The 25,349-nt window shown below is 49.0% G+C and carries 29 protein-coding genes; 27 read left to right on the top strand and 2 right to left on the bottom strand.

Annotated elements, in window-relative coordinates:
• Positions 1-11: 11 nt before the first annotated feature.
• The 16 genes from L6442_RS11635 to L6442_RS11710 all read left to right on the top strand — a co-directional run bounded on the left by L6442_RS11635 (position 12) and on the right by L6442_RS11710 (position 14,873).
• On the top strand, positions 12-602 hold the full coding sequence (locus tag L6442_RS11635) for a lysophospholipid acyltransferase family protein (RefSeq protein ID WP_212978441.1): 591 nt from the start codon (positions 12-14) through the stop codon (positions 600-602).
• Between the two features lie 120 nt (positions 603-722).
• Complete coding sequence (rpsA, locus tag L6442_RS11640) at positions 723-1,946, top strand: 30S ribosomal protein S1 (RefSeq protein WP_194230193.1); 1,224 nt, start codon at positions 723-725, stop codon at positions 1,944-1,946.
• A 252-nt stretch (positions 1,947-2,198) separates the two neighbouring features.
• Positions 2,199-3,521, top strand: a complete 1,323-nt coding sequence (gene der, locus L6442_RS11645) for a ribosome biogenesis GTPase Der (RefSeq protein ID WP_194230192.1) — start codon at positions 2,199-2,201, stop codon at positions 3,519-3,521.
• An 11-nt stretch (positions 3,522-3,532) separates the two neighbouring features.
• Complete coding sequence (gene plsY / locus L6442_RS11650; protein WP_194230191.1) at positions 3,533-4,168, top strand: glycerol-3-phosphate 1-O-acyltransferase PlsY; 636 nt, start codon at positions 3,533-3,535, stop codon at positions 4,166-4,168.
• Positions 4,158-5,198 (top strand): NAD(P)H-dependent glycerol-3-phosphate dehydrogenase, encoded by a 1,041-nt coding sequence (locus tag L6442_RS11655; protein ID WP_212978440.1) that lies wholly within the window; start codon positions 4,158-4,160, stop codon positions 5,196-5,198. The genes plsY and L6442_RS11655 overlap by 11 nt, the downstream gene beginning before the upstream one ends.
• Before the next feature lie 66 nt (positions 5,199-5,264).
• A complete protein-coding gene (locus tag L6442_RS11660; RefSeq protein WP_194230189.1) occupies positions 5,265-5,540 on the top strand; it encodes a stage VI sporulation protein F in 276 nt (91 codons plus the stop codon).
• Positions 5,541-5,728: 188 nt separating this feature from the next.
• Positions 5,729-5,908 carry a DUF2768 family protein gene (locus L6442_RS11665; RefSeq protein WP_194230188.1) on the top strand — a complete coding sequence of 60 codons (180 nt, stop codon included), beginning with the start codon at positions 5,729-5,731 and terminating at the stop codon, positions 5,906-5,908.
• Positions 5,905-6,303 (top strand): 2Fe-2S iron-sulfur cluster-binding protein, encoded by a 399-nt coding sequence (locus tag L6442_RS11670; protein ID WP_306436683.1) that lies wholly within the window; start codon positions 5,905-5,907, stop codon positions 6,301-6,303. Before L6442_RS11665 ends, L6442_RS11670 begins: the two co-directional genes overlap by 4 nt.
• Positions 6,304-6,663: 360 nt before the next feature.
• Positions 6,664-7,314: a nucleotidyltransferase family protein gene (locus L6442_RS11675; protein ID WP_212978439.1), complete on the top strand. Its 651-nt coding sequence runs from the start codon at positions 6,664-6,666 to the stop codon at positions 7,312-7,314.
• Positions 7,304-7,660, top strand: coding sequence for a 2Fe-2S iron-sulfur cluster-binding protein (locus L6442_RS11680; RefSeq protein ID WP_212978438.1), 357 nt, complete (start codon positions 7,304-7,306; stop codon positions 7,658-7,660). Before L6442_RS11675 ends, L6442_RS11680 begins: the two co-directional genes overlap by 11 nt.
• 36 nt (positions 7,661-7,696) lie before the next feature.
• Positions 7,697-8,455 (top strand): hypothetical protein, encoded by a 759-nt coding sequence (locus L6442_RS11685; protein ID WP_212978437.1) that lies wholly within the window; start codon positions 7,697-7,699, stop codon positions 8,453-8,455.
• Positions 8,456-8,956: 501 nt separating this feature from the next.
• Positions 8,957-10,435 carry a stage IV sporulation protein A gene (gene spoIVA / locus L6442_RS11690; RefSeq protein WP_212978436.1) on the top strand — a complete coding sequence of 493 codons (1,479 nt, stop codon included), beginning with the start codon at positions 8,957-8,959 and terminating at the stop codon, positions 10,433-10,435.
• A gap of 341 nt (positions 10,436-10,776) precedes the next feature.
• Entirely contained in the window at positions 10,777-11,853 is a 1,077-nt protein-coding gene (locus L6442_RS11695) for a sugar ABC transporter substrate-binding protein (protein WP_212978435.1), read from the top strand.
• Between the two features lie 80 nt (positions 11,854-11,933).
• On the top strand, positions 11,934-13,454 hold the full coding sequence (locus L6442_RS11700; protein ID WP_212978434.1) for a sugar ABC transporter ATP-binding protein: 1,521 nt from the start codon (positions 11,934-11,936) through the stop codon (positions 13,452-13,454).
• Complete coding sequence (locus L6442_RS11705) at positions 13,444-14,430, top strand: ABC transporter permease (RefSeq protein ID WP_212978567.1); 987 nt, start codon at positions 13,444-13,446, stop codon at positions 14,428-14,430. Before L6442_RS11700 ends, L6442_RS11705 begins: the two co-directional genes overlap by 11 nt.
• Before the next feature lie 170 nt (positions 14,431-14,600).
• The gene (locus L6442_RS11710; protein WP_194230181.1) at positions 14,601-14,873 is read left to right on the top strand and encodes an HU family DNA-binding protein; all 273 of its coding nucleotides are present in this window, start codon (positions 14,601-14,603) and stop codon (positions 14,871-14,873) included.
• Positions 14,874-15,065: 192 nt separating this feature from the next.
• Here L6442_RS11710 and L6442_RS32830 read toward each other — a convergent pair whose 3' ends face one another.
• Both L6442_RS32830 and L6442_RS11715 read right to left on the bottom strand, forming a co-directional pair.
• Positions 15,066-15,194: a hypothetical protein gene (locus L6442_RS32830; protein WP_272880333.1), complete on the bottom strand. Its 129-nt coding sequence runs from the start codon at positions 15,192-15,194 to the stop codon at positions 15,066-15,068.
• A 123-nt stretch (positions 15,195-15,317) separates the two neighbouring features.
• Positions 15,318-16,508, bottom strand: coding sequence for an IS701 family transposase (locus tag L6442_RS11715; protein WP_237100135.1), 1,191 nt, complete (start codon positions 16,506-16,508; stop codon positions 15,318-15,320).
• A 158-nt stretch (positions 16,509-16,666) separates the two neighbouring features.
• Here L6442_RS11715 and mtrB point away from each other — a divergent pair, with 158 nt between their 5' ends.
• The 11 genes from mtrB to aroC all read left to right on the top strand — a co-directional run bounded on the left by mtrB (position 16,667) and on the right by aroC (position 25,349).
• Entirely contained in the window at positions 16,667-16,891 is a 225-nt protein-coding gene (gene mtrB / locus L6442_RS11720; RefSeq protein WP_194230180.1) for a trp RNA-binding attenuation protein MtrB, read from the top strand.
• A gap of 224 nt (positions 16,892-17,115) precedes the next feature.
• Complete coding sequence (locus L6442_RS11725) at positions 17,116-17,688, top strand: hypothetical protein (RefSeq protein WP_212980019.1); 573 nt, start codon at positions 17,116-17,118, stop codon at positions 17,686-17,688.
• A 136-nt stretch (positions 17,689-17,824) separates the two neighbouring features.
• The gene (locus L6442_RS11730; RefSeq protein WP_212980018.1) at positions 17,825-18,691 is read left to right on the top strand and encodes a heptaprenyl diphosphate synthase component 1; all 867 of its coding nucleotides are present in this window, start codon (positions 17,825-17,827) and stop codon (positions 18,689-18,691) included.
• A 10-nt stretch (positions 18,692-18,701) separates the two neighbouring features.
• Positions 18,702-19,448, top strand: a complete 747-nt coding sequence (locus L6442_RS11735) for a demethylmenaquinone methyltransferase (protein ID WP_194230177.1) — start codon at positions 18,702-18,704, stop codon at positions 19,446-19,448.
• Positions 19,441-20,313, top strand: coding sequence for a UbiA-like polyprenyltransferase (locus tag L6442_RS11740; protein ID WP_212980017.1), 873 nt, complete (start codon positions 19,441-19,443; stop codon positions 20,311-20,313). Before L6442_RS11735 ends, L6442_RS11740 begins: the two co-directional genes overlap by 8 nt.
• Complete coding sequence (locus L6442_RS11745) at positions 20,313-20,945, top strand: UbiX family flavin prenyltransferase (protein ID WP_212980026.1); 633 nt, start codon at positions 20,313-20,315, stop codon at positions 20,943-20,945. Before L6442_RS11740 ends, L6442_RS11745 begins: the two co-directional genes overlap by 1 nt.
• A gap of 137 nt (positions 20,946-21,082) precedes the next feature.
• Positions 21,083-22,057: a polyprenyl synthetase family protein gene (locus L6442_RS11750; RefSeq protein ID WP_212980016.1), complete on the top strand. Its 975-nt coding sequence runs from the start codon at positions 21,083-21,085 to the stop codon at positions 22,055-22,057.
• 236 nt (positions 22,058-22,293) lie between these two features.
• Positions 22,294-22,737 (top strand): nucleoside-diphosphate kinase, encoded by a 444-nt coding sequence (ndk, locus tag L6442_RS11755; RefSeq protein ID WP_194230174.1) that lies wholly within the window; start codon positions 22,294-22,296, stop codon positions 22,735-22,737.
• Entirely contained in the window at positions 22,728-23,561 is an 834-nt protein-coding gene (locus tag L6442_RS11760; protein ID WP_212980015.1) for a CheR family methyltransferase, read from the top strand. The genes ndk and L6442_RS11760 overlap by 10 nt, the downstream gene beginning before the upstream one ends.
• Positions 23,562-23,709: 148 nt before the next feature.
• On the top strand, positions 23,710-23,892 hold the full coding sequence (locus tag L6442_RS11765) for a hypothetical protein (RefSeq protein ID WP_194230172.1): 183 nt from the start codon (positions 23,710-23,712) through the stop codon (positions 23,890-23,892).
• Positions 23,893-24,179: 287 nt separating this feature from the next.
• A complete protein-coding gene (gene aroC, locus L6442_RS11770) occupies positions 24,180-25,349 on the top strand; it encodes a chorismate synthase (protein WP_212980014.1) in 1,170 nt (389 codons plus the stop codon).

Consider the following 25,349-nt stretch of genomic DNA (forward strand, 5'->3'; position numbering starts at 1 on the left):
GAGAAGGAAGCATGTTTTATCGTTTTTGCCGCGCCTTGCTGCGCGCGTTATTTGCCGTCATGTATCGCTTGGAAGCGATCGGGCTGGACAACGTGCCGAAAGAGGGCGGAGTTTTGCTCTGCTCCAATCACATCAGCGTGCGTGATCCGATTACGGTTGGCATCAAGATCAGCCGCCAAGTCAAGTTTATGGCCAAAGCGGAGCTGTTTAAAGTGCCGGTCTTAGGCATGATTGTTACCAATTTGGGCGCATTTCCGGTCAAACGCGGAGGCGTCAGCAAGGAATCAGTCAAAACGTCCCTAAAGATTTTAAGAGGTGGGGAAGTCATGGGGATTTTCCCTGAAGGGACGCGCCATTCCGATAGTGGAGCGGCCAAGAAAGGCGCCGCGACTTTTGCTCTGCGCAGCGGAGCGGCGGTGGTACCGGCTGCGATTATTGGCAACTACAAGCTTTTCCGTAAAATGAAAGTGATCTATGGCAAACCGATTGATATATCCGAATTTGCAGATATGGACTCCGGAGAGGCTATTGAAGCTGTAACCGAGAAAATCATGTCGCGGATCCGCGAGATGCAGCAAACCGGCCAACCAACGCTGAATTAACCGCTTTAGTGCATGAAGACAGGCGCTTATTGGAAAGATATTAAATGTTTTGGATGTGTTTTGAACTCTGCGACAGCAGGTTTGAATAAATGGTTTTTTTGAATTGAGGAGGGTATTGACATGTCGGAAGAAACTAAAAATCTGGAAGCCGAAGTAAATCAAGAGGAAATGGACCAATTCGTTTCCTTGAAAAAAGGGGACACCGTTAAAGGTTCTATCGTCAAATTGGAAGATAACCAAGCTTATGTAAGCATTGGATATAAATACGACGGTGTGATCCCGATCCGCGAACTGTCTTCCGTTCATCTGGACAACGCAGCGGATGCGGTTCAGATTGGCCAGGAAGTAGAATGCAAAGTGGTCAGCATCGACGACGAAAAGGAAAAACTTGTTCTTTCCAAACGCGCAATCGATAGCGAAAACGCATGGGAAGAGCTTGAAAAACATTTCGAAGCCCAAGACGTGTTCGAAGTAACCGTAGCGGACGTCGTTAAAGGCGGTCTGGTTGCTAACGTGGGTGTGCGCGGATTTATTCCTGCTTCCATGGTAGAGCGTCATTTTGTGGAGGATTTCAGCGACTACAAAGGCCGCACGCTTCGCGTAAAAGTGAAGGAAATGGACCGCGAAAACAACAAGGTCATTCTTTCCCAAAAAGACGTGCTGGATGAGGAATTTGAAGCAAACAAACAAAAGGTAATGTCCGAGCTGCAAGAAGGTCAAGAACTTGAAGGTACGGTGCAACGCCTGACCCAATTCGGAGCATTTGTTGACGTAGGCGGAGTTGACGGACTCGTTCACGTATCCGAAATGGCTTGGAATCATGTTGAAAAACCTGCTGACGTTGTTTCTGAAGGGGACAAAGTTCGGGTTAAAATCCTGAAAGTTGATCCTGAAAAAGGAAAAATCAGTCTGAGCATGAAAGCGGCCCAACCTGGTCCTTGGGATACTGCGGCCGAAAAATTCAACACTGGCGATGTGGTAACAGGCGAAGTTAAACGTCTTGTGACTTTCGGTGCTTTTGTCGAACTGGCGCCAGGGGTTGAAGGACTTGTGCATATTTCCCAAATTTCTCATAAACATATCGGAACTCCGCATGAAGTTCTGAAAGAAGGACAAGAGGTTCAAGTGAAAATCCTGGACATCAACCCTGCGGAAAAACGCGTAAGCCTCAGCATCAAGGAAACGGAAGAAGCTCCGGCTGCTGCGCCTAAACCTGAAAGACCTGCTAAAGGCGGCAACCATAAGGATGAGCTTAAGGACAATCCGAACGTATCTCTGAGCAACCAAGGACTCAGCATTACGCTTGGGGAACGTTTTGGAGACAAACTCAGCCAATTCAAATGATTTGATGCCTTCTCGGAAATGAACAGCGGCGAACCCTTTCATCGGGTTCGTCGTTTTTTATATTCGACTCCCTTTAATCCGGGTGATGAGGAAACTTCGCAAGAGCACAGGGAGAAGAGGATAGGCGTATGCATGGAAATGCAGTTCTTTCGGAAATATAGGATTAATGTGAGGATCGTCATATGAAACGTTAGCCAAAATAAACGTTTTTTGCTATGATGATAAGCGTAAGCATTGACAGGAGGAGTGAATATGGCAAGACCCGTAGTAGCTATCGTTGGCAGGCCCAACGTTGGCAAATCAACTATTTTTAACCGTTTGATTGGCGATCGATTGGCTATCGTGGAAGATAAACCGGGGATTACCCGAGATCGGATTTATGGAGTATCCGAATGGAACGGCAAGGCGTTCAGCGTCATCGATACCGGGGGTATCGAAATAGACGGGGACGATGTAATCATCAAATCCATTCGCATGCAGGCAGAACTTGCGATCGAGGAAGCGGATGTTATCGTCTTTATGTGCGACGCCAAAAGCGGAGTGACACAGTCCGATGAGGAAGTGGCGCAAATTCTATTCCGCTCGGGCAAACCGATCGTCCTGGCCGTAAACAAAGTGGATAACCTTAGCAGGCATGATGAGATTTATGAATTTTACAGCCTGGGATTCGGCGATCCGATTGCGATTTCCGGAAGCCATGGAACAGGAATCGGCGATTTGCTGGACGCCATCGTGGATATTCTGCCGGAACTTAACGATGATGAATATGATGAAGATGTGATCCGCGTCGCTTTGATCGGCCGTCCAAATGTCGGCAAATCTTCGCTTGTAAACGCCATCCTCGGCGAAGAGCGCGTCATTGTCAGCGATATCGCAGGTACGACGAGAGATGCGATCGATACGCCTTTTGAACGGGACGGGCAGCGTTATGTGCTGATCGATACGGCGGGCATGCGCAAACGCGGCAAAGTGTATGAAACAACGGAGAAATACAGTGTTATGCGTGCGATGCGCGCGATTGAGCGTGCGGACGTCGTCCTCATTGTCATTAACGGCGAGGAAGGCATCATTGATCAGGACAAACATATCGCCGGTTATGCTTATGAAGCTGGCAAGGCTTCTATTTTTGTGGTGAATAAATGGGATATCGTTGATAAAGACGATAAAACTATGCATCAGTTCGAGAAAAAAATCCGCGATCATTTTCTTTTTATGACCTATGCACCGATCGTGTTTTTGTCTGCCAAGACAAAGTCTCGTTTGCATAAGTTGCTCCCGGTCGTGCAGCATGTAGCCGAGCAGCACACGCTTCGCGTTCAAACGCATCTCCTCAACGATGTCGTCTCCGATGCGGTAGCGATCAACCCTCCTCCAACGGACAAAGGAAGGCGTTTGCGCATTAACTATGTAACCCAGGTGGCCGTGAAGCCGCCAACCATGGTTGTATTCGTCAATGATCCTGAATTAATGCACTTCTCCTATGAACGGTATCTGGAGAATAAAATACGGGGCGCATTTGATTTCGAGGGCACCCCGATCAGGATCTTTACGCGGCGTAAATCGGATGAAAGTTAGGGGAGAATAGATTGATTCTACAGATCATAGCTATCGTTTTCAGTTATTTGCTCGGCTCCGTAAGCTTCAGCGTCGTGCTGGCCAAGCTCCTTAAAGGGATAGATATCCGCCAGCATGGCAGCGGCAATGCCGGTGCAACCAATACACTTCGGATTTTGGGTAAGGGGCCGGCAATCGCCGTGCTCATGCTTGATGTTCTGAAAGGCATAGCCGCCGTATGGCTTGGCAAGTGGCTTGGTGGCGACAACGAATGGATCCCCGCCTTTTGCGGGATCGCTGCGATCATCGGCCATAACTGGCCTGTCTACTTTCATTTCCGCGGAGGCAAGGGGATTGCCAGTACGATCGGCGTCATGGCTACCCTCTGTTTTTTTCCGGCTTTATGCGCCGGAATCATCGCGATTCTGTTGATTGTAATTACGCGTTATGTATCACTTGGTTCACTGGTTTTTGTGGCCCTTACCCCTATTTCTTTGGTGATTTTTGGTTTGATTTACGGATTTGATTGGCCCATTTTTTGGTCCAGCTTGGTCATTTGTTTGTTTGCCTTCTGGAGACATCGCAGCAATATCGTGAAAATTGTTCAAGGTCGGGAAAACAAAATTGGCTCCGGGGGAACCAAAGGGGGAAAGAGAATTGTCAAGTAAAGTGGCAGTACTTGTAGCCGGCAGCTGGGGGACCGCTTTGGCAAGCGTGCTCGCTGCCAATCATCCCAATGTGATGATCTGGAGCCGCTCTGCTGAACAGGTACAAGAAATAAACGAGAAGCATATGAACAGCCGTTATTTGCCGGATGCGGAATTGCCCGCGAATTTGAAAGCGACAACCGATATGGAAGAAGCGGTGTCGGGGGCATGCGCGGTGCTGATCGTAGCTCCTTCCAAGGCGATGCGCGAGGTTTCGCGGTCTCTCAAACCCTATTGGCAAGAGGATATGTTATGTATACATGCGACGAAGGGTTTCGAAACCGAAACCTTGAAACGGATGTCGACCGTTATTGCTGAGGAACTTGGATGCCCTGAAGGCGATATTGTCGTCCTCTCAGGGCCCAGCCATGCGGAAGAAGTGATCCGGCTCTGTCCTACGACGGTGGTTGTCGCTTCCCTCAATCAGCAGGCTGCATCCGCCGCCCAGGATTTATTCATGAATGCGGATTTCCGCGTTTATACGAACCGGGATATGCTCGGGGTTGAACTTGCTGGAGCGCTGAAGAATATCATCGCGCTCGGAGCGGGTATGTCGGATGGGCTCGGGTACGGTGACAACGCCAAGGCAGCGCTATTAACACGCGGCTTGGCAGAAATCACCCGCATTGGCGTCGAAATGGGGGCCAATCCGCTGACGTTTGCCGGTTTGGCGGGGGTCGGCGATTTGGTCGTAACAGCAACCAGCCGTCACAGCCGCAACTGGAGAGCGGGCTGCATGCTTGGAGAAGGAAAAAAGCTGGACGACGTTCTGAACTCAATGGGAATGGTCGTCGAGGGGATCCGCACGACCAAGGCGGCTCATACGATTTCGGAGAAGTATGGCGTGCAAATGCCGATTGCAGAACAACTGTACCAAGTGCTTTTTGAAAACAAAGACCCGCGGATTGCGGTAGAAGCGTTGATGGGGCGCGATCCTAAGACGGAAATGGAGTCCATGAAACTCGCAACTTGGGAACAATGGCATAGCTGATGCTTTTCACCTTTCAAGGCCTTTCCTCATATATATAATTCGAGGACTGCCGGAGGAGGGGAGAAGATGAGCAAAAATTTGTCCAAGGACGTGCTGAACGTGATCAACAAGAAATCCGGAAAGCACATCTCGGAAAATGCCGTTAAGAAGCTTGCAAGTACCGTAAAACCTTCTACAATGCAAAATGAGGCCCAGCTCCGCCAACTGATCAAACAAGTGTCCGCAATGGCCAACGTTCCGGTCAGCGAAGAAACCATTCGGGATATTGTGAGCGCGGTCAAGAAAAGCGGTATGAATCCGCAAAATATGGAATCACTAATGAAATTAATGATGAAGAAATAACGCTGTTTAGTCTGAATGTAAAGGGCAATAAGTCGACGAAGCCTTGGGGTTTCGTGGATTTATGCTCTTTTTTTCAGAGTGCGGACAAGCTTTCTTTGTTAAGGCTTTGCAAAATCGTCAGTCAAGAAAGCGGACAAATTTCATGCTATAATACGAGTATCTATAAAGAAAGAATGGAGAATTAGAATATGGATCCGATGACTAAGATGTGGGTTTCCCTGATCGCTATCCTGGTAATGGGGTTATCCGTATTTTTGATTACATTTGCCCGTACCAAAACAACCGGCATTCTTCGCGGAGCGTTATCATTCGTAGCATTTATCATTATGGTGGTCGGATTTGTTGGCGGAATGGCGGCGTTATTGTGATAAATCGATTTCGCCAGCTTTTTGACCGGAAAAAGCCCGTGGAGGAAACGAAGGCAGCGGACCAAAAGGAAGCGGTTGACCATGCAGGAACTCGGGTGGCTACCATGCAGCTTACGGGAAGAACGATTGAGAAAACGGTCGTACCCGAGCCGGGAAAAACCATTCTGCAGCATGCCAAGGACCATGAAGTGGACTGGCAGCATATGTGCAAGCGCGGTACATGTGCCCGCTGCCGATGCCAAGTCATTGAAGGATACGGATTTTTGGAGGAACCTACGGAGGCGGAATATCGCCGTCTGGATCCCGAGGAATTTGACGAAGGATTTCGTCTCGGGTGCCAGGCGGTCGTGAAGGCGCCGGGAAAAATCGTCGCACGCAACAAAACATATTTTTAGAGTGCGTGTTCAAAAAGGCCGGTTTTCAGCACCGAAGCTTATGCTTCCGATGTGCGTTTTTTCAAAACGCTTCAGTTGGATGAAGCTAGGGACTGAGGAGCGGAGCGTACGTAGTGGGTACGTGAGCACCGGAAGGCCCGGCTGAATTCAAGATTCGACGCCGAATCCGCTTCTTGATTCACTTCGTGCTAGATATAGAATTTATAAGTTATCAGCTGAGCTGATGAAATTCTATATCGCAAGAAAACCTACCTATTCACCGCGGTCGCTCAACCTTGAGTTGCCTCGATTAGGTTTTCTTATCAAGAGCGGACTTTTTGAACAACCTCTAGAGGATTTTCGGAAATAGGAGAGTGGGACATGCAGATTTCATCCGAACTGAATCATGCGCTGCAGCAGGTATCCGGGGCATTGGGCAAAGCCGGGACATGCTGGCTGGTCGGCGGTAGCTGCGGACTTCTGCTCCAGAATGTGCATTTGGATGCGATGCCGAGAGACATCGATGTTTATACTGATGAGATTCATGTGAAGGAGCTTCACAAGCTGCTGATTGAATATTCCGTTGATGAACCAGCGCTTAGCGAAACGTCAAACTACCGTTCCATTCTTAGCCATTACAAGCTTGACGGCTATTTGACGGAGCTGGTCGGAAGCTTCAGAGTTCGCACGCATGGAAGCTGCTATGATGTACTGGTAGATGAGATGCTGCTGCTGGAAGCCGTAACGGCTGACCTTGAGGGGACTTCAATACCGTTGATGCCGCTTGGGCATGAGCTTGTTTTTAACGTGCTTCGGGGAAGAGCCGACCGTTACGAAGCCATTGCTGCAGCGATGAAAGCGAATCTCCCCGCGCATTTGCCCTTGCTTAAGCGAATCTGCAATGCAAGCAGCCTATCGGAGCAGCATATCAGGCAATTGGAAGCATTGCTAAACTGCAGCGGACTCGCAAACGCAGATTCTGATCCTGCGCCGCTTGAAAAGCGGAAGGAGCCGCACGGGAATGAAACATGAAATTACGTTTAATCCATCCGGTAAAAAGGTTGTGGTCAGCCGTGGCACATCCGTGCTGGCGGCTGCGCGGCGGGCGGGTGTACATATCCCTACGCGATGCGGTGGGAAAATGGGTTGTCTGATGTGTAAGATTGAAGTGGACCAAACGGCAGAGAAGCGGTTATCGCCTCCTGAAGAGCCGGAGCAGCGCAAGCTCGGTTCACTTGTCCGTCAAGGAATCCGGCTGGCTTGCCAAGCGAAGATTGAAGGAACGGTCACCGTATCCATACCCGAGGACAAGCTGAAGGCTGCGATCCGCAAAAAACTGGAAGCCGCCCGGGAGGGTGAATCGGATGAATTATGGTAGGTCAATAACTTACTTGGATATAAAGGATGATCATTAATGACTCAGACTCGATTTATGAAACGTTATGGAGGATTCCGGAAGGCCGCAGCAGCCGTCATGGTCGCTTTGCTTGCGATAAGCTTGACCGGATGTTTGTATCCGAATGAGAAGAAAAATGAGAACAGAGTGTCGTATCGCGAAAGTGTAAAGCGGATTCAATCCGCCATTAATGATTACCAGAAAGAAAAGAGCCTCCTGCCTATTTTAAATGCGGATCAGGAAACGCCCAAATATGAAAAATTCCGCGTTGATCTGGATCTTCTGCAAAAGCAGGGGTTTATAGATGAAATTCCGTCCACGGCCTTTGAAAAAGGCGGCAGCGCCTATTTTCTAATTCAGAATGAAGAAACGGATCCGACGGTTAAAGTCATGGATTTGATTACGGTGCAGAAAGTCAATGACGTGCAGCGGGCTGTCAATCAGTATAAAAATGCGCATGACGGCAAGCTTCCGGCGGGAGAGGAAGTATATCCGGGAATTCATGCGGTTGATCCCCAACTGGCAAATACCAAAAGCATCATTTTGAAGAGCGTGTATTCGGGACAGGATACGAGTTTTATTATGGATGATGCGGGCGTGGTTTACGCCGACTATGCATTTGATATTATGCAGCTCATCGAAAAGGAAGGATTAAAGCCGAACCAAAAGGAAGATTTGCGCGAAGAACTGGTAAAAGCCTCGGACTATGTTCCGGTCAAATCCTTGCCGTATCAATGGAACGGCAATGCTCCAGTGGCTGTTAAATCCTTGCCGTGACGGGACGAAGAACTTATATTCTATCGCATAAACCATTTTTCATAGCTTTTTCGCTATGGGAAATGGTTTTTTGCGGTTCATACGGCCTCGGATGGATTCAAAACAGTTGTTTTCTTTTCAAAAGGATATACATAGTTGCACAGCTTTGCGCATATACCTGAGATGGATGACGAGTCCGTGCAAAGTTTGGAATATATGGAATGGGCGAAAGGTAAGGGGACACGGGCAAAACCTGCTAGCAGCCCTTTCATATAGGTTATGAGATTTTGCAAAATACCCGTCATATTGCTTTTGACAGGTACATAATAATGATACTAGTCCAAATGCCTAAAGCGAGTATCGCCGCTTTGCCGTTTCCAATCCGATTCTGACCCCGGCGGCGGACTACTGACGACATTGTAAGGCTCTTATTCCGTTGCAATGGCTCGAGGCTCCAGATGGAACACGAAGCGGATGCTCTTAAGCATTTTTCCTTCGGAGTAAATGAGGAGGGGATCTCTTTTGGAAAAAGTGGACATTTTTAAAGACATTGCCGAACGCACCGGCGGGGATATTTACCTGGGTGTCGTCGGCGCAGTCCGTACGGGCAAATCAACATTCATCAAGCGGTTCATGGAAACGATCGTGCTTCCGAATATCGCAAGCGAAGCCGACCGGGCCAGGGCGGTAGATGAATTGCCGCAGAGTGCGGCAGGAAAAACGATTATGACTACCGAGCCGAAATTTGTGCCTAATAACGCGGTGCAAATCAAGGTAGCCGAAGGTCTGGAGGTTAATGTCCGCCTCGTCGATTGCGTAGGTTATGCGGTAGATGGCGCGAAGGGATATGAGGATGAAAACGGCCCCCGTATGATCTCTACCCCTTGGTTTGAGGAACCGATACCATTCCAGGAAGCGGCCGAGATCGGAACGCGCAAGGTGATTCAGGAGCATTCTACCCTTGGCGTAGTGGTAACAACGGATGGGACTATAGCCGAAATCCCGCGAAGTTCCTACGTGGAAGCCGAGGAACGCGTCATAGTCGAGTTGAAGGAAGTAGGCAAACCATTTGTGCTCATTATTAACTCGACGCGCCCGCGCAGCGAGGAAACGCTTCAACTGCGGAGCGAACTTGCAGAAAAGTATGACATTCCGGTGATGTCCTTGAGCGCTGCAACGATGTCTGAAGATGACGTTACGGGCGTGCTCCGTGAAGTCCTTTACGAATTCCCGGTGCATGAAGTCAATGTTAATCTTCCGAGCTGGGTCATGGTGCTGAATGAGAAGCATTGGCTGCGCAGCAACTATGAAAATTCTGTCCGCGACACGGTGAAAGATATCCGCCGCTTGCGCGATGTGGATCGTGTCGTTTCGCAGTTCATGGATTACGAATTCATTCACCGCGCTGCTCTCAGCGGCATGAATATGGGGCAGGGGGTCGCGGAAATCGACCTGTTCGCTCCGGATGAACTGTATGACCAGATCCTGATGGAAGTGGTTGGGGTAGAGATACGCGGCAAAGATCATCTGCTCCAGCTGATGCAGGAATTCTCCCATGCCAAACGTGAATACGACCGGTTTGCCGAAGCGCTCGAAATGGTCAAGACTACAGGCTATGGCATTGCCGCGCCATCTCTTGCGGAAATGTCCTTGGATGAGCCTGAACTTATCCGTCAAGGAACGAGATTCGGCGTAAGGCTGAAAGCGACGGCGCCATCCATTCACATGATCCGCGTAGACGTCGAATCCGAGTTCTCCCCGATCATCGGAACGGAAAAGCAGAGCGAGGAGCTTATGCGTTACCTCATTCAGGACTTCGAAAACGATCCGATCAAGATTTGGGATTCGGATATCTTTGGCCGGTCCCTGCATTCCATCGTTCGTGAAGGCATTCAAGGCAAAATCGCCATGATGCCGGACAATGCAAGATACAAACTCCAGGAGACGCTGGGCAGAATCATCAACGAAGGTTCGGGCGGATTGATAGCGATCATCTTATAATAAGTCAGCTTCGAAAACCGCAAGCGGGAGGTACCCCGCTTTGCGGTTTTTTTGGCAGTATAGAATTTATAAGTTTTTTTGGGGGTCCCCGCAAAGTATTTGGAATAAGCATCGAAGCATAGGCTCCACTTTGTGGGGTTATTTTACGTTGCTTTCAGTCATTTTTATGGGCTGAATATTGCATTATTAGTTCATGAACATAGCGGAAGAAGCGAAGGGGACGGATTCGATCTGATTAATATTTATACAAAATACTGAAAACCTATTTACATAGTCGGAATTAGGCATTATATTAATTTATAACATTTTCATATTGAACAGATTTGAAGGGGGAAGGAACCATGCGGTTCAGTAGAAAGAGAAAAGCTGTATTGTTTTCGTTATTGATGGTTTTGGCGATTTTGGCAAGTGCCTGCGGGCAAAAAAACGATTCCGGTGTCGGCGGGGAAGCGGGAGCGGCTGGCTCCGGATCGGACAAGCCTTTGGCCGGCAAGCGCGTCGCGCTCATTATGGAATTTAATACAGGCACCTTTTCACAGCAATACGTGCAGGGCATAACGGAGGAAGTCGAGAAATTCGGCGGCAAACTGACGAAATTTGTAGCCAATAATGATAAGGCGAAAATGGCCTCTCTGCTCGATTCTGCGATAACGCAGCATTTCGACCTGATTTTGACCGACCATGGCGACGCGCTGCTGCAGCCGGGTGTTCAAAAAGCGGTCGCTCAAAAGATACCTGTCGTCGTATTTGACGCCGACGTGCATGTGGCCGGAGCCACGACGTTGTCCCAGGACGATCAGAAAATGGCCGAACTGACGCTGGAGCAACTGAAAAAGGACCTTGGCGGCAAAGGCAATATCGTAAAAGTCTGGGTGGCGGGTTTTGCGCCGATGGAGCGCCGCCAAATTTCATACGGCAAATTCATGAAGGAAAATCCGGATATCAAAGAAATCGCGGCATTCGGTACGGCACAAAATGCGGCGCTCGATACGCAAACGCAAATGGAAGCCATTTTGAAGCAATATCCCAAAGGCGAAATTTCGGCGGTATGGGCTGCCTGGGATGAATTCGCCAAAGGTGCCGCCCGTGCGATCCAGCAAGCCGGACGTGACGAAATCAAAGTATACGGCATCGATATGAGCGACGAGGATTTGCAAATGATTCAGGATCCGAAGAACCCATGGGTTGCCTCCGCTGCGGTCGATCCAAAGGACATCGGGCGCGTCCAGGTGAGATACGGGTACCAAAAGCTGCATGGCGACAAAACGGAAGACGAAGTGGTGCTGCAGCCGGTATACGTCTCCCGGGACGCTTTGCCTAAAGAGCAAATTTCAACGACGGAGCTGTCCAAATACGTAAAAGGCTGGGGCGAAAGCAAACAGGGCCTGGCGGACTGGATGGAGGAATACGGCAAGTAACAGCTGGCGAAAGTCAGGCGGAAATGCCGGAGGGCCGTGCTTAGCACGGTCTTTTCGATTATTGAACAGGAGGCCGCTATATGACAGCTTCATACCGATTGGAAATGAAAAAGATCAGCAAATCTTTTGGCGGCGTACCCGCACTTTCAACAGTGGATTTCACGGCGGAAGGCGGTCAGATCCATGCTCTCCTCGGCGCGAACGGGGCAGGGAAAAGCACGCTGATGAAAATCCTATCCGGAGCATACCGGGCGGACAGCGGTTTGATTTCCGCCGAAGGAAAAGCGCTTCGGATCGAATCGCCACAGGATGCGAAGAGCAGCGGAATCCACTGCGTATACCAGGAGGTCGACGCTGCTTTGGTGCCACAGCTGACCGTAGCGGAAAATGTGATGCTGGATGCGTTGGCGTCCAGGGAGTCCGCGATGTGGATCCGCACAAGTTCAAGAGCCAGACAGGCGCAAAGCATTTTGTCCCGGCTTGGAGCGGACATCGATGTAAACCGCAAAGTTGCGGAGCTGAGTCTTGCCGAGAAACAGATCGTGCTGCTCGCCCGGATTATTGCCCAGGACGCCAAGGTGATTATTTTCGACGAGCCGACGGCTCCGCTCAGCGAAAGCGAATGCCGGGCTTTTTTCCGGATCATGCATGAATTAAAAGACAGCGGCGTGGCCTGCATTTTCATAACCCACCGCCTGCCTGAGGTGCTGGAGCATACGGATTGGGTGACGATCATGAGAGACGGGCAGAAAGTGCATTCCGGACCTACTGCCGAAATCGGCGGCGAAGCTATCGTGGGCCATATGCTCGGCAAAACGTTCGAGGAGGAATTTCCGAAACGTGAAACCAAGATAGGTGGACCTCTGCTCAAAGCCGAAGGAATTCGGAAAGGTCATAAAGTCCGGGGAGCGGATCTGGAGGTTCGCAGCGGAGAGGTGCTTGCGGTAGTCGGCCTTGTTGGCGCGGGCAAAACGGAGCTCGCCCGGATTTTGGGCGGGGCTGACAAGTCCGAAGCGGGGATAATTGAACTACATGGCAAAAAGCTGTCGCTAGGACAGCCTGCGGATGCGATCAGGGAAGGTATCGTGCTGGTGCCTGAGGAGCGGCGTCAACAAGGTATTTTTATTCATCATTCCGTCGATTTGAATCTTACGCTGCCGGTTTTGAATCAAGTGAGCCGTTTCGGGTTTATTTCCCGCCAAAAAGAAAAGCGGCTCAGCAGGAAAATCATGCAGTCACTAGGGGTAAAAGCAGCTTCCGGCGATCAGCTTGCCATTTATTTAAGCGGGGGAAACCAGCAAAAACTGGCCATCGGCAAATGGCTGGAGAGCGGGGCCGAGGTTTTTATATTCGACGAGCCGACCAAAGGCGTGGATATCGGGGCTAAAAGCGATATTTTCCGTATCATCGGAGACCTCGCGGCAGCGGGGAAAGGCATCGTATATTTTACTTGCGAATTGGCGGAAGGACTGGGGATTGGCGACCGGATCGCGGTTATGAGCTTGGGAACGGTCAGCAAGGTGTTTAAGCGCGGCGAAACGACGCAGGCCCAGCTTCTTTATTACGCCAGTGGGGGATTGGAGACGGATGATGAAGGATAAACTTTTGCATTATGCGTTCCGTTATGGGGCGGTCGTGGTTATTATTGGCGTCATCGCGTTTTTTTCGTTTCGGCTTCCTTATTTCTTCACCTACGACAATTTCAGCGACATTCTGGGATCCATCACGATCGTGACATTTGTGGCCATCGGAGTGACGCTTTCGCTTGTCGTGGACGGTTTTGACCTTTCGGTCGGATCAACCGTGTCGCTGACGACCGTAGGCGCCGCGTCGCTGATGATCTGGTATCAGCAGCCCGTCTATGTCGTCATTATCGTCTCTTTGCTTGCAGGCGCGCTGATCGGCCTTCTGAACGCTTTGCTTATCGTCAAGCTGCGCATTCCGGATTTGCTTGCGACGCTTGCGGTGATGTACATTGTCGGAGGACTCCACAAAACCTATGCGCAGGGCTATAATATCTACAACCATATGGAATTTCCAGACGGGACCAAAGCTCCGGGCGAGATGAGCGCGGCCTTTTTACAGCTCGGACAGGGCAAGTGGCTTGGCATTCCGATTTCGGCCATTTTGCTGCTGATCGCGGTGGCGGCCGTTCATATTTTCCTGACACGAACCAAATACGGACGGCAAATGTACGTTACGGGCGGGAATGAAGAAGCTGCGCGTCTTTCGGGGATTAAGGTGAAAAAGGTGCGTACGCTCGCTTACGTCGCTTCCGGGGTTTTTGCGGCGATCGGCGGTATTCTGTATGCTTCGCGCGTCGGTTCGGGACAAATCGATGCAGGCTCCCCGCTGCTGATGGAATCCGTCGCTGCAGTGTTTGTCGGGTTTTCCGTCTTTGGAGCAGGCAAACCCAATGTCATCGGCACCTTTATCGGATCCGTGCTGATCGGCGTGCTAGTGAACGGATTGACGATGATGAACATGCAGTATTTCACGCATGACATTATCAAGGGAACGGTGCTGGTGCTGGCGTTGGCCGTCACTTTTTATGTTTTGAATCGTTCCAAAGCGTAAAACTCTTGAAATTCTAGTTGTGCTGTATTACTATAGGTTTGTCCGCGCCTGCGGCTGTGTTGGCTTTATGGCGATTCTATCTGTAAAATAAAGCTGATGAACGTATAATTTTCCGCAAAACGGAAAGAGTGAGTAACAAGCGACTCATCCATTGGGGAGGTGAAATGATAATGAATAAATCCGAATTGATTTCCCAAGTAGCCGAAACAGCGGAATTGTCCAAAAAGGATGCAACGAAAGCTGTTGATGCTGTGTTCGAATCCATTGCGCAAGCTCTGCAAAACGGAGACAAAGTCCAACTCGTTGGCTTTGGCAACTTCGAGGTTCGCGAACGTTCCGCACGTAAAGGACGCAACCCGCAAACAGGTGAAGAAATCGAAATCCCTTCGAGCAAAATCCCTGCTTTCAAACCAGGCAAAGCGCTCAAAGACGGAATTAAATAAGATTTCTACATATTCCATACGTAAAGTGAGAAAAGGACCGTGATGAACCTGCAATCTGTTACTTGGCATTCGTTTTGTCAGTAAAGTACCGCAGGTACCTGCAAGTCTTTTCGGTAATTCCGATCAGACCTGCAGTCGCTCACGGCCTTTTCTTTTCTTTGGGGATTAGTTCCGGCAATGTTGGCTGCCCTGTTATTCCTCGGGATCATCTGAGTAAGCAACGAGGACGACGGGAAAACCTGCCGCCTGACTCAGCTGTTGCTCATATTCGCGGAGTTTGGATAGCGCTTCATCATCCAGCTCAGCCGGTTCGTAGTTCATTTGCAGGAACCTCCTTATTCGAAATACCGTTTTAGTATACCCGAGATTGTTAAATAAATTACCAGCTGTACATGCCAATAAACACTTCAAGAAATTGTAAATTCAAAAAAGCTGACAGTATCCCTATGCAGCTCTAAGCTGTGTTTGAATTTGAGCGAGAGCTACTCCGGATAGAGCTTGTTTATAGACATACTCAATCCAATGTTGCTTTTTTTCTCGTCGATATTGGTGCAATCCATCCAAAAGATTGCCCTGACCGCTGTAAATGCAGCACATCGAAACAAAAGATAGCAGCGCCCAGTAGCGATCGATCGCTTTCGTAGATCGAACCTGATATCGATCCAAGCCGAGGTGGACCTTCGCCGCTCGAAAATACGTTTCAATCGACCATCGCTTGCTGTAATAGCTCAGAATTTGCTTGTTGGTTAGAGAAACATCTGTACTTAGAAAAGCTTTTACTTGCTTTGGGTTCAGTTCTTCTCCTTCTTTCCAGCAGAAAAGAACGACTCCATTATCCAGCAAATTGAGCTTTCCTTCGTATCGATAAACGCGATAAGAGTCTACTCCGATGGTCACGAGATCGGTATCAGACTTCGAAATAAACGAAGCAAATTCTTTAATGGATTGGCGAATCCCTTGGGGGTAAATGATGCGATTGGTCTTCAGACCACTAATGACATGGAATCCTTGCTCGCTACTCACCTGAAGAACAGAGGCTGAAGGATACCACGAGTCCATTAATACGTACGTAGGGTGATGAGACCTGGGCACTTGCCGAATCATGTCACAAACCAGATCAATCTTGCTCTTGCTTTTGGATTCATAACGTTCTGTTGCAAAAGGATATACGACATCACCCGCCCGAAGCATGGCTTCCACTACAGCATGACCATAGACCTTCTTGCCCTTGAGATGAGAGTGGTGAAAGGCTGATCCCTGGATCGAGTCAACCGCCTGTGACGAAGGTTTGGTTTTTTCACACACCGTATCATCTACGAGGACAAAGATCGGACTGTTATTGTGTTTGGCGCTGAATTTGACTTGCTGATAGGCGATATTACGTACGATGTCCTTCAGGAACTGTTCATCCCACTTCCCATGGGATAAAAAATGGCTTAAGCTTCTGCGATCCCGATGGTGCAAGCTTTCACGATGTATGTCTGTTAAGGTACCTGTAAATCCAGATGACAACATGCCATCTACAAAGTGAGTGATGTGACTCATTACAGATTTGGAAAAATACAACGGGAGTTTCCATTGCCGAAAGATATTGTACCAATTGCGATGCTGTGTTAACGTATACGTATGAGACATTTCTTGTTCTCCTCTGCGTAGAGTGGTTGGTCGCACTTCTATTTTACACAGAGAGAATCAAGGATGTCTCTTTTTACATTTCATTACAGTGAATTTTGGCATGTACAGTTACCAGATTAAAATTACGGCTCTTAGGTTGAGGGAGAGGAGGTCGCAACATGGAAAATACCGACTGCAATGATTACATCGTGATTAAGGCGAAGGAGAACGGAGTGCAGGTTATCGGTTTGACCCGGGGGCATGATACGAAGTTCCACCATACCGAAAAACTTGATAAAGGCGAGGTTCTGATCGCCCAATTTACCGACCATACGTCTGCGATGAAAATCCGCGGCAAAGCCGAGGTTCAAACCAAACACGGCGTTATCGAAAGTGAAAGCTAGAATGCAGGCATAGCCTGCTTTTTTTTCAGAATATAGAATTTGGGGTCCCCGCAAAGTATTTGGAATAAGCATCGAAGTACGGGCTTCACTTTGTGGGGTTATTTTCGTCAGCACCTTCAAGTGCATGTTCAAAAGCGGACTTTTTGAACAACCTCTTTGAGGTATGGACTCTTGGAATGAAGCTTAAACTATAGGATACCAACAAGAGAGGGAGGATCTTCATCATGAACCGCATTATCCTGCCTGCCGCAGCTTTTTTGCTCGCACTGGGACTCGCGCCCGCGTCATGGCAACCAAACGGCGGTTTGATGTCACACAGTCCGTCACACACTTCGGTATCCCGTCCCAAGCAGGTCATGCCTGTTGTTTTGCATGCAGCGGGGAAGGAGCTAAACGATGAAAATATCGTTGATGAACTGCATTCGCTTCCGCTGACTTTGACCATTCGCAGAGTCGAATGGAATCAACCATCGATGTCCATCGATTTTATCGTGCCTAATCCGAACACGCAAAGATCGGAAATGTATAAAAATATCGCCGAGCTTCTCTCCTTCAGCTTTGCCGGCACTTCCAACGTGAATCAAGTCAAACTTCGACTTATAGCGGAAGATCCCTGGCTTGGCACACGGCATTTGCTGCTTGCCGCCGATGCAGGACGGGAAGAATGGGACATGGGTCTTTACTTTGAACTGCGGCATGTTGGGGAAGATTCGCTTCCCGATGTCATAAAAAGCCGTCTGCACGTGATCGAAACTAATTTATGGAAAACTAGGTTTGACGCTTCCGAAAACGGGTAAGAAAAACTTAAAGTATCACCCGTGCGTGGCGAAATAACATGTGATATAATAGAAAAGATTGTGAACAAAAGTTCTTGTTCGTGGGATTTGTGGAATTTAAAGTGATTACAGAAAGAAAAAGGCTCGGAGGCTGAGGATGAAACCGTACCGCATACCGCAACTAATCAAGAAATATGTCGAATACGACATGATCCAAAAACATACGGAGCTGCCGCCATTTCCCGACGCCCGTGTTCAGCTGTTATATATTTTTCTGAATCAGGGGACGAACCGTATGAACGTTAACAGCGAGCTGTTTTCGCTGGTCACTTCCCTGGTGCAGATGGGTATTGATACGCATGAAACGATCGATACGCAAAAGGACAAGCCGGGGGAAGGATTTATGCGTTCCCGTCAGTTGAAGGTTCTCGCCGGAGATTATTTCAGCAGCCGGTTTTATCAGCTCCTGGCCCAAAAAGGGCAAATTGAGGCTGTGACGCGTCTCAGTCAGGCCATTTGCGATGTGAATGTGTTAAAAATGAATTTGTACGGCAAAATGAAGAGCCTGTTATTGTCAGCTGAAGAATACTTGCGGCAAACGGTGCAGCTGAATATGCAGCTGTTTCTTTCTTTTACGCCCCTGTTTGAGGAATCGCTTCGCGATTTGTGGAATGCGCTTCTTCGCGGGGTCAGCGAATGTGAAACCTTAGGAAGAGAGATGCAGCGAAGCGGCGGCGATTGGTATCTACACAGCTATTCCTATTGGCATATCCTTGAAGTTGCAAGTGAGGAAGACCAGCAGATGCTTAAAGAAAGCAAAATTGACATTAAAGACTGGAAGAAACTGATGTTGAAATACAAAGCTGGAGAGCATATGGCTGAGAAATTGCGTCAAGCCCTGGAAAGCGTGCAGTCAATCTTGAAAAACATCAAAGGCGACAGCCGTCTGCGCGAGATTGCCATCATTTTGGAGCCTTTTCAGCGTCAGCTTCATACTTCCGGGTCGGCTGTAGGAGAAGGGTAGGGTTGTTTTCATGAATAGTAACACTTCTGAGCCGGGGGCACATACGGAAGGGCAATATGAACACGTTCATTCCGTATTTGAAAGCATAGCTCCCAAGTATGACATCATGAATGATATATTAAGCTTCCGCAGGCATAAAGCCTGGCGTAAATTTACGATGAAAAAGATGGCGATAAAGCCCGGGGATACGGCGGTGGATATATGCTGCGGAACCTGCGACTGGACGCTGAGCATAGCGGAAGCAAGCAGATCCGGCTCCATCGTTGGGCTGGATTTTAGCTCGAATATGCTTAAAGTGGGCGAACAAAAAATTCGCGCCAAACAATTGCAGGATCAGATCACCCTAGTTCAGGGCGATGCTATGGAACTGCCTTTTGAGGACAACCGTTTTGATTATGCGACCATCGGATTTGGTCTGCGAAACGTGCCGGATTTGGTCAAGGTGCTGGAAGAGATGAAACGTGTGGTCAAACCCGGCGGCATGGTGGTCTGTCTTGAATTGTCCAAACCGACCTGGCAGCCGTTTAAAGGCATTTATTATTTTTATTTTCAACAAATTTTGCCCAAACTGGGCAAGCTTTTTGCTAAACGTTACGAGCAATACAAGTGGCTGCCGGATTCGCTGGCACTTTTTCCAGGTAGGGAAGAGCTCGCGTCGATTTTCCGGAGCATCGGTTTACAGCATGTCGAGGCCTATCCCCTCACTGGCGGCATCGCGGCACTACACATCGGGATTAAGGAGAATCGTCATGTTTAGGAAAATAAAAATTTTTATGGAAATGATTAAAATTGAACATACATTATTTGCCCTTCCGTTTGCTTTTATGGGAGCCATTCTGGGATCGGTTGTAGTGAACGGACATTTGCCGTCATGGGCGCAAATCGGATGGATCCTGATGGCGATGTTCGGGGCAAGGAGCGCGGCATTCGGTCTTAACCGGATGATTGATCAGGCGATAGATAAAAAAAATCCGCGTACGGCTGGCCGTGCAATCCCTGCGGGTCTTTTGAAAAACGTGGAAGTTATCATATTTACGATCATCTCTTTTGTTTTATTGTTCTGGGCTGCTTATGAACTTTCGCCTCTGGCGGTGAAGCTGCTTCCCATCGCCGTATTTATGCTGGTCTTTTATTCTTATACGAAACGTTTTACCTGGCTATGCCATGTGGTGCTAGGTTTGACGCTTGGACTTGCTCCGCTTGGCGGTTGGGTTGCCGTGACCAACAACATCGATTGGACTGCCATGATTCTTTTTATAACGATTGCTTTATGGACTGCAGGTTTTGATGTTATCTATGCGATTCAGGATATGGAGTTTGATCGGAAAGAGGGGCTGTATTCCATACCCGCCCGCTTCGGCCTTCATAAATCCCTCCTCATTGCGCGTTACTTTCATGTTCTAACGGCTGCCGGCTTTATTGCTTTGTTTTTTATCACTGACCTCAGCTGGTGGTATTTTGTCGGAATGGTGATCTCTTATATCATTTTATTTTACGAGCATTATATTTTGTCTCCAAACGATATGAGCAAGCTGCAAACTGCATTCTTCACGATGAACAGCGTGCTTAGTATTGCCGTTTTTGTGTTTACATTAATTGACCTGGTGGTGCAATTTCATTGATGAATACGGAAAGCGCAAAACGCGGCTGGGTTGTCGGCATTACCGGAGCCAGCGGTTCCATTTACGGGGTTCGTCTGATCGAGGTCCTTTTGCAGCAGGGTTATCCGGTTCATGTTGTCGTCTCTAACGCCGGTTGGCGGGTTCTCGGCGAAGAACTTGGCTGGTCCGCAGGCAAACGGGAACAGGTTCTGCAGGAGAAATTCGGCGAACATCCCGGACAGCTGCATTATCACCCATTCGCGGATATCGGAGCGACCATTGCCAGCGGTTCCTATCAAGTGGAGGGCATGGTGATTGCGCCGTGTTCAATGGGAACGCTGTCTGCCGTTGCAAGCGGAGCTTCCGATAATCTGATGACGCGTGCGGCGGATGTAATGCTGAAGGAGGGCCGGACGCTTGTGCTGGTGCCCCGCGAGACGCCTCTGCATGCGATTCATCTGGAGAATATGCTGAAGCTTGCCAGGCTCGGGGTCAAGATGATCCCTGCCATGCCGGCTTTTTATTTTCAGCCCCAAACGATCGCCGATCTGGTTGATTTTCAGGTGGGAAAAATATTGGACAGTTTACGCATCGAACATCGGTTGTTTACGCGCTGGAACGGCGGGCAATCCGCCACAAAAAATTCCGAGTAGCTGTAAGCAGGCAAGTGTCATCCAGGATGCAACTATGCTATGATGGACTAAACTGGAAATAAATTTAAAAACGAAACTCGAATTCTGCTGCTGCAAAAAGGAATGCGGATTGAGAATATGCTGACACGGGTGAAGGAATGAAAAGACTAGACATATTTGGCTTGCTAAAAAAAGATATGAACTACATTGAAGACGAGCTTTTTCGGAGCATAGAGGGAGAACATAAGCTGCTTAACGAGACATCGATGCATCTGCTCAAGGCCGGAGGTAAACGCTTGCGCCCCGTATTTGTGCTGATGGGCGGCAAATTCGGCAGCTATGATCTTGAAAAGCTGAAAAATGTGGCGGTACCGCTGGAACTGATCCACATGGCATCTTTGGTTCACGATGACGTGATTGATGACGCGGATACCCGCCGCGGAAATTTGACGGTCAAGTCTAAATGGGACAACCGTATTGCCATGTATACCGGCGATTACATCTACGCCCGGGCCTTGATGATCGCAGCGCAGCTGGAGAACCCCCAGATTCATCAAATTCTGTCCAAAGCCATGGTCGAAATGTCGATTGGCGAAATGGAACAAATCCGTGATTTCTTTAATACCGAGCAAAACGTGCGCCGGTACCTGCTGCGGATCCGCCGCAAAACGGCCCTGCTCATCGCGATCAGCTGCCAGCTTGGTGCGGTTGCCGCGGATGCGGACGCCAAAACCTCTAATTTGCTGTACCGCTTCGGCTATAATGTCGGCATGGCCTTTCAGATTCAGGATGATCTTTTGGATCTGTGCGGGACGGAGAAGCAAATCGGCAAACCGCCGGGCAGCGATATGAGACAAGGGAATATTACGCTGCCTGTTATTTTTGCGCTGCAGGATGAAGAGATTCGCGAACCTCTGCTGCGGGAAATCAGCTGCATCCGCGAACGCAACGGGGAATGCGATGTAACCGGCGCAATCAAGATGATTAAAGCCAGCCGCGGCATTTCGCAGGCCGAAGAGCTTGCGGACCGTTACATAAAAAAAGGGCTCGATGCGCTGGAGCGCCTGCCGGATAACCGGACAAAGAAAAACTTAAGGGATATCGCGCATTTTGTCACCAAGCGGTCTTATTGACCGTTTCCTAGAAGGCCAATGCTTCATGGTAGGTTGATCTTTTTTTGTCCGCTTCTTCCCGAAACCATGCCAGCCTGGAATTCCTGAAAGTTGATTGCCATCTTAATCTTGGAAGTTTTGCGAAATATCCCGGTGGAAATTTCAACCCTAGATATATTTTGGTTGAGACGGGAAACCGTCCGGTTTTCGCAGAATTTATACTTTGCGACTTGAGACAAAATAGGAGAGTGAGTTTAATGGAACGAACTTTTTTAATGGTCAAGCCTGATGGAGTACAACGCGGTTTAATCGGCAGAATCATTGCAAGACTGGAAGACAAAGGGTTTAAAATGGTGGCAGGCAAACTGATTCAGGTATCGGAAGAGCAGGCTAAACGCCACTATGCTGAACATGAAGGAAAAGATTTTTTTGATAGTCTGGTAGGCTTTATTACATCCGGCCCCGTTTTCGCCATGGTTTGGGAAGGCGATGATATTATTGCCCTTTCCCGTATGCTGATGGGGAAAACCAATGTGAAAGAGGCGCTGCCCGGCACGATTCGCGGCGACTTTGCTTTACATACACCGCATAATCTGATTCACGGTTCCGATTCACCGGAGAGCAGCGCGCGCGAAATCGCGAATTTCTTTGAAGCGCATGAGCTGGTGGATTACGATAAAAGTCTTTCGCCATGGATGTAAGACCGTTTTCACAAAACGGAGGTACGACAGCCGGAACGTGCCAGCCGGATCAGGACTATTTAAACTTCATACAAAATATTAAGCAAAGCACTGGCATTGACCTGGCGGAGTATAAAGAAGCCCAAATGAAGCGTCGTTTGACAACCCTTAGGGTTAAAAACGGGTATTCCACCTTCGCTTCCTTTTATGAGGCGATATCGAAGGACAAAGTTTTGTTTTATGAGTTTCTGGACCGGATGACGATCAATGTATCCGAGTTTTGGCGCAATCCCAACAGGTGGGAGGTTCTGCGCGACGTCATTTTGCCCGAGTTGACGGGCGTGAATGGACGCGGTTTGAAGGTTTGGAGCGCTGCCTGTTCCACAGGGGAGGAGCCATATACGTTGGCGATGATTCTGGATGGCAAAGGACTGCTTTCGAGTGCAAGCCTCGCAGCGACGGACATTGACGATGGGGCGCTGGCCAAAGCCAAGCAAGGACTTTATGTGGAGCGTTCGCTTAAGGATGTTCCTAAGGATGTGGCTGCCCGTTATTTCTCGCAGGATGGCGTGTTTTATAAATTCAGTGAAGAGCTGAAAAAACATGTGCAATTCCGCAAGCAAAACCTGCTCCTTGACCGGTTTGAGGAGGGACATGATCTGATTGTCTGCCGGAATGTCATGATTTATTTCACCGAAGAGGCCAAAAACAAGCTGTATCATAAATTCGCGGCAGCGCTTCGGCCCGGGGGATATTTATTTGTCGGCAGCACGGAGCAAATTTTCAGTCCCGGACAATACGGGCTGGAACCGACGGAGACGTTTTTTTACCGAAAAAAATCTTAACATCCTATATAAGTGCGAGTTTCTTCCTGATTCACTTCGAGAATCATAACCGGACTTTTTAAACAACCTCTACTTGCAGGTATAAATGAAGCTGATTGAAACGATACTATGACTAACACGGTCATCTGAAAGTGGGGATCAGCTCATTATGGATAAAAGGAAGGTTATTAACGCTTATCGCCGCGGCTTTATTACGATCCAGGAATGCGGGCAAATCCTAGGCATCGAGGATATCAGGTTAAACCGCATGGTACAGGATTCCGTGGAAAACCTAACCGAAGACATAAAGCCTTCCGGCAGGTTTACCGTCAACAGCAGCAAGGCGGAATAAGGCGCCGTCCCTTGAATCTAAGGGACTGGCGTCTTTATTGTTATTTTGAGGGTCCCCGCAAAGTATTTGGAATAGGCATCGAAGAATGGGCTCCACTTTGTGGGGTTATTTGATGGGGTCCCCGCAAAGTATTTGGAATAAGCATCGAAGCATGGACTTCACTTTGTGGGGGTATTTTGCATGAGATGGTTTCCTTGTCAAAGGTGTGGAAGCTGTACTATAATGGGTCAAAGATATATTCGGATTTTAGCGAATTACCGTTTAACAGTTTAAAGGGGGAAAGCAACATGAGTATTCGTTACTTGACAGCGGGGGAAACGCACGGTCCCCAGCTTACTGCTATTATTGAAGGATTACCCAGCAATCTAGCCATTGATTTCGAGGCTTTGAATTTCCAGCTTCAGCGGCGCCAAAAAGGCCATGGACGCGGACGCCGGATGCAAATTGAGAAGGATACGGCGAAAATCGTCGGCGGCGTACGCCATGGTTACACAACCGGCGCGCCTGTCGCCATCGTTGTAGAGAATAAGGATTGGGCCAGTTGGGATCAGATCATGAACGTCGAACCGATTGAAGGCAATGACGAGGCTAAGCGCCGCGTACATCGTCCGCGCCCGGGACATGCGGATCTGAACGGCGGGTTGAAGTATAACTTAAAGGATCTGCGGAACGTATTGGAGCGTTCCAGCGCAAGGGAAACGGCCGTGCGTGTTGCGGTGGGATCCATCGCCCGCCAGTTTCTCGAATCGTTTGGCGTGAAGATCGCCGGACAAGTGATCCGGATCGGCGAAATTGAGGCGCCTGCCAATCAGCTGTCGGCGGATGAGTTGATTGAGCGGACGGAGGCTTCTTCCGTACGTGTGGTTGACCCCGAGACGGAAGCCAAAATGGAAGCTTATATCGACCAGATCAAAAAAGATGGCGACTCCGTCGGCGGTGTCGTGGAATGTATCGTAGAAGGCCTTCCGGTTGGACTCGGAAGTTATGTGCAATATGACCGCAAGCTCGACGGTCGGATCGCGCAGGCGGTGATGTCGATCAATGCGTTTAAAGGCGTTGAGATCGGGATCGGATTTGAAGCAGGCGTTCTCCGCGGATCCCAGGTGCATGACGAGATCATGTACGAGGATGGACGGGGATTTTATCGCGCCAGCAACCGTCTCGGCGGCTTTGAGGGCGGCATGACGAACGGAATGCCGGTTGTGGTGCGCGGGGTGATGAAACCGATCCCGACACTTTACAAACCATTAAAAAGCGTGGATATCGATTCGAAGGAACCTTTTACCGCACAGGTTGAACGTTCGGATGCTTGCGCCGTGCCTGCGGCAAGCGTGGTGATGGAGCATGTTGTGGCTTGGGAGATCGCCAAAGCTTTCCTTGAAAAATTCGGCGGCGATTCCATGGAAGAAATTCGGGCCAACTATGAAAACTACATGGCCCAATTGGAGAAATACTGA

The sequence above is a fragment of the Paenibacillus azoreducens genome (assembly GCF_021654775.1).
Classification (GTDB): Bacteria; Bacillota; Bacilli; order Paenibacillales; family Paenibacillaceae; genus Paenibacillus_AQ; species Paenibacillus_AQ azoreducens.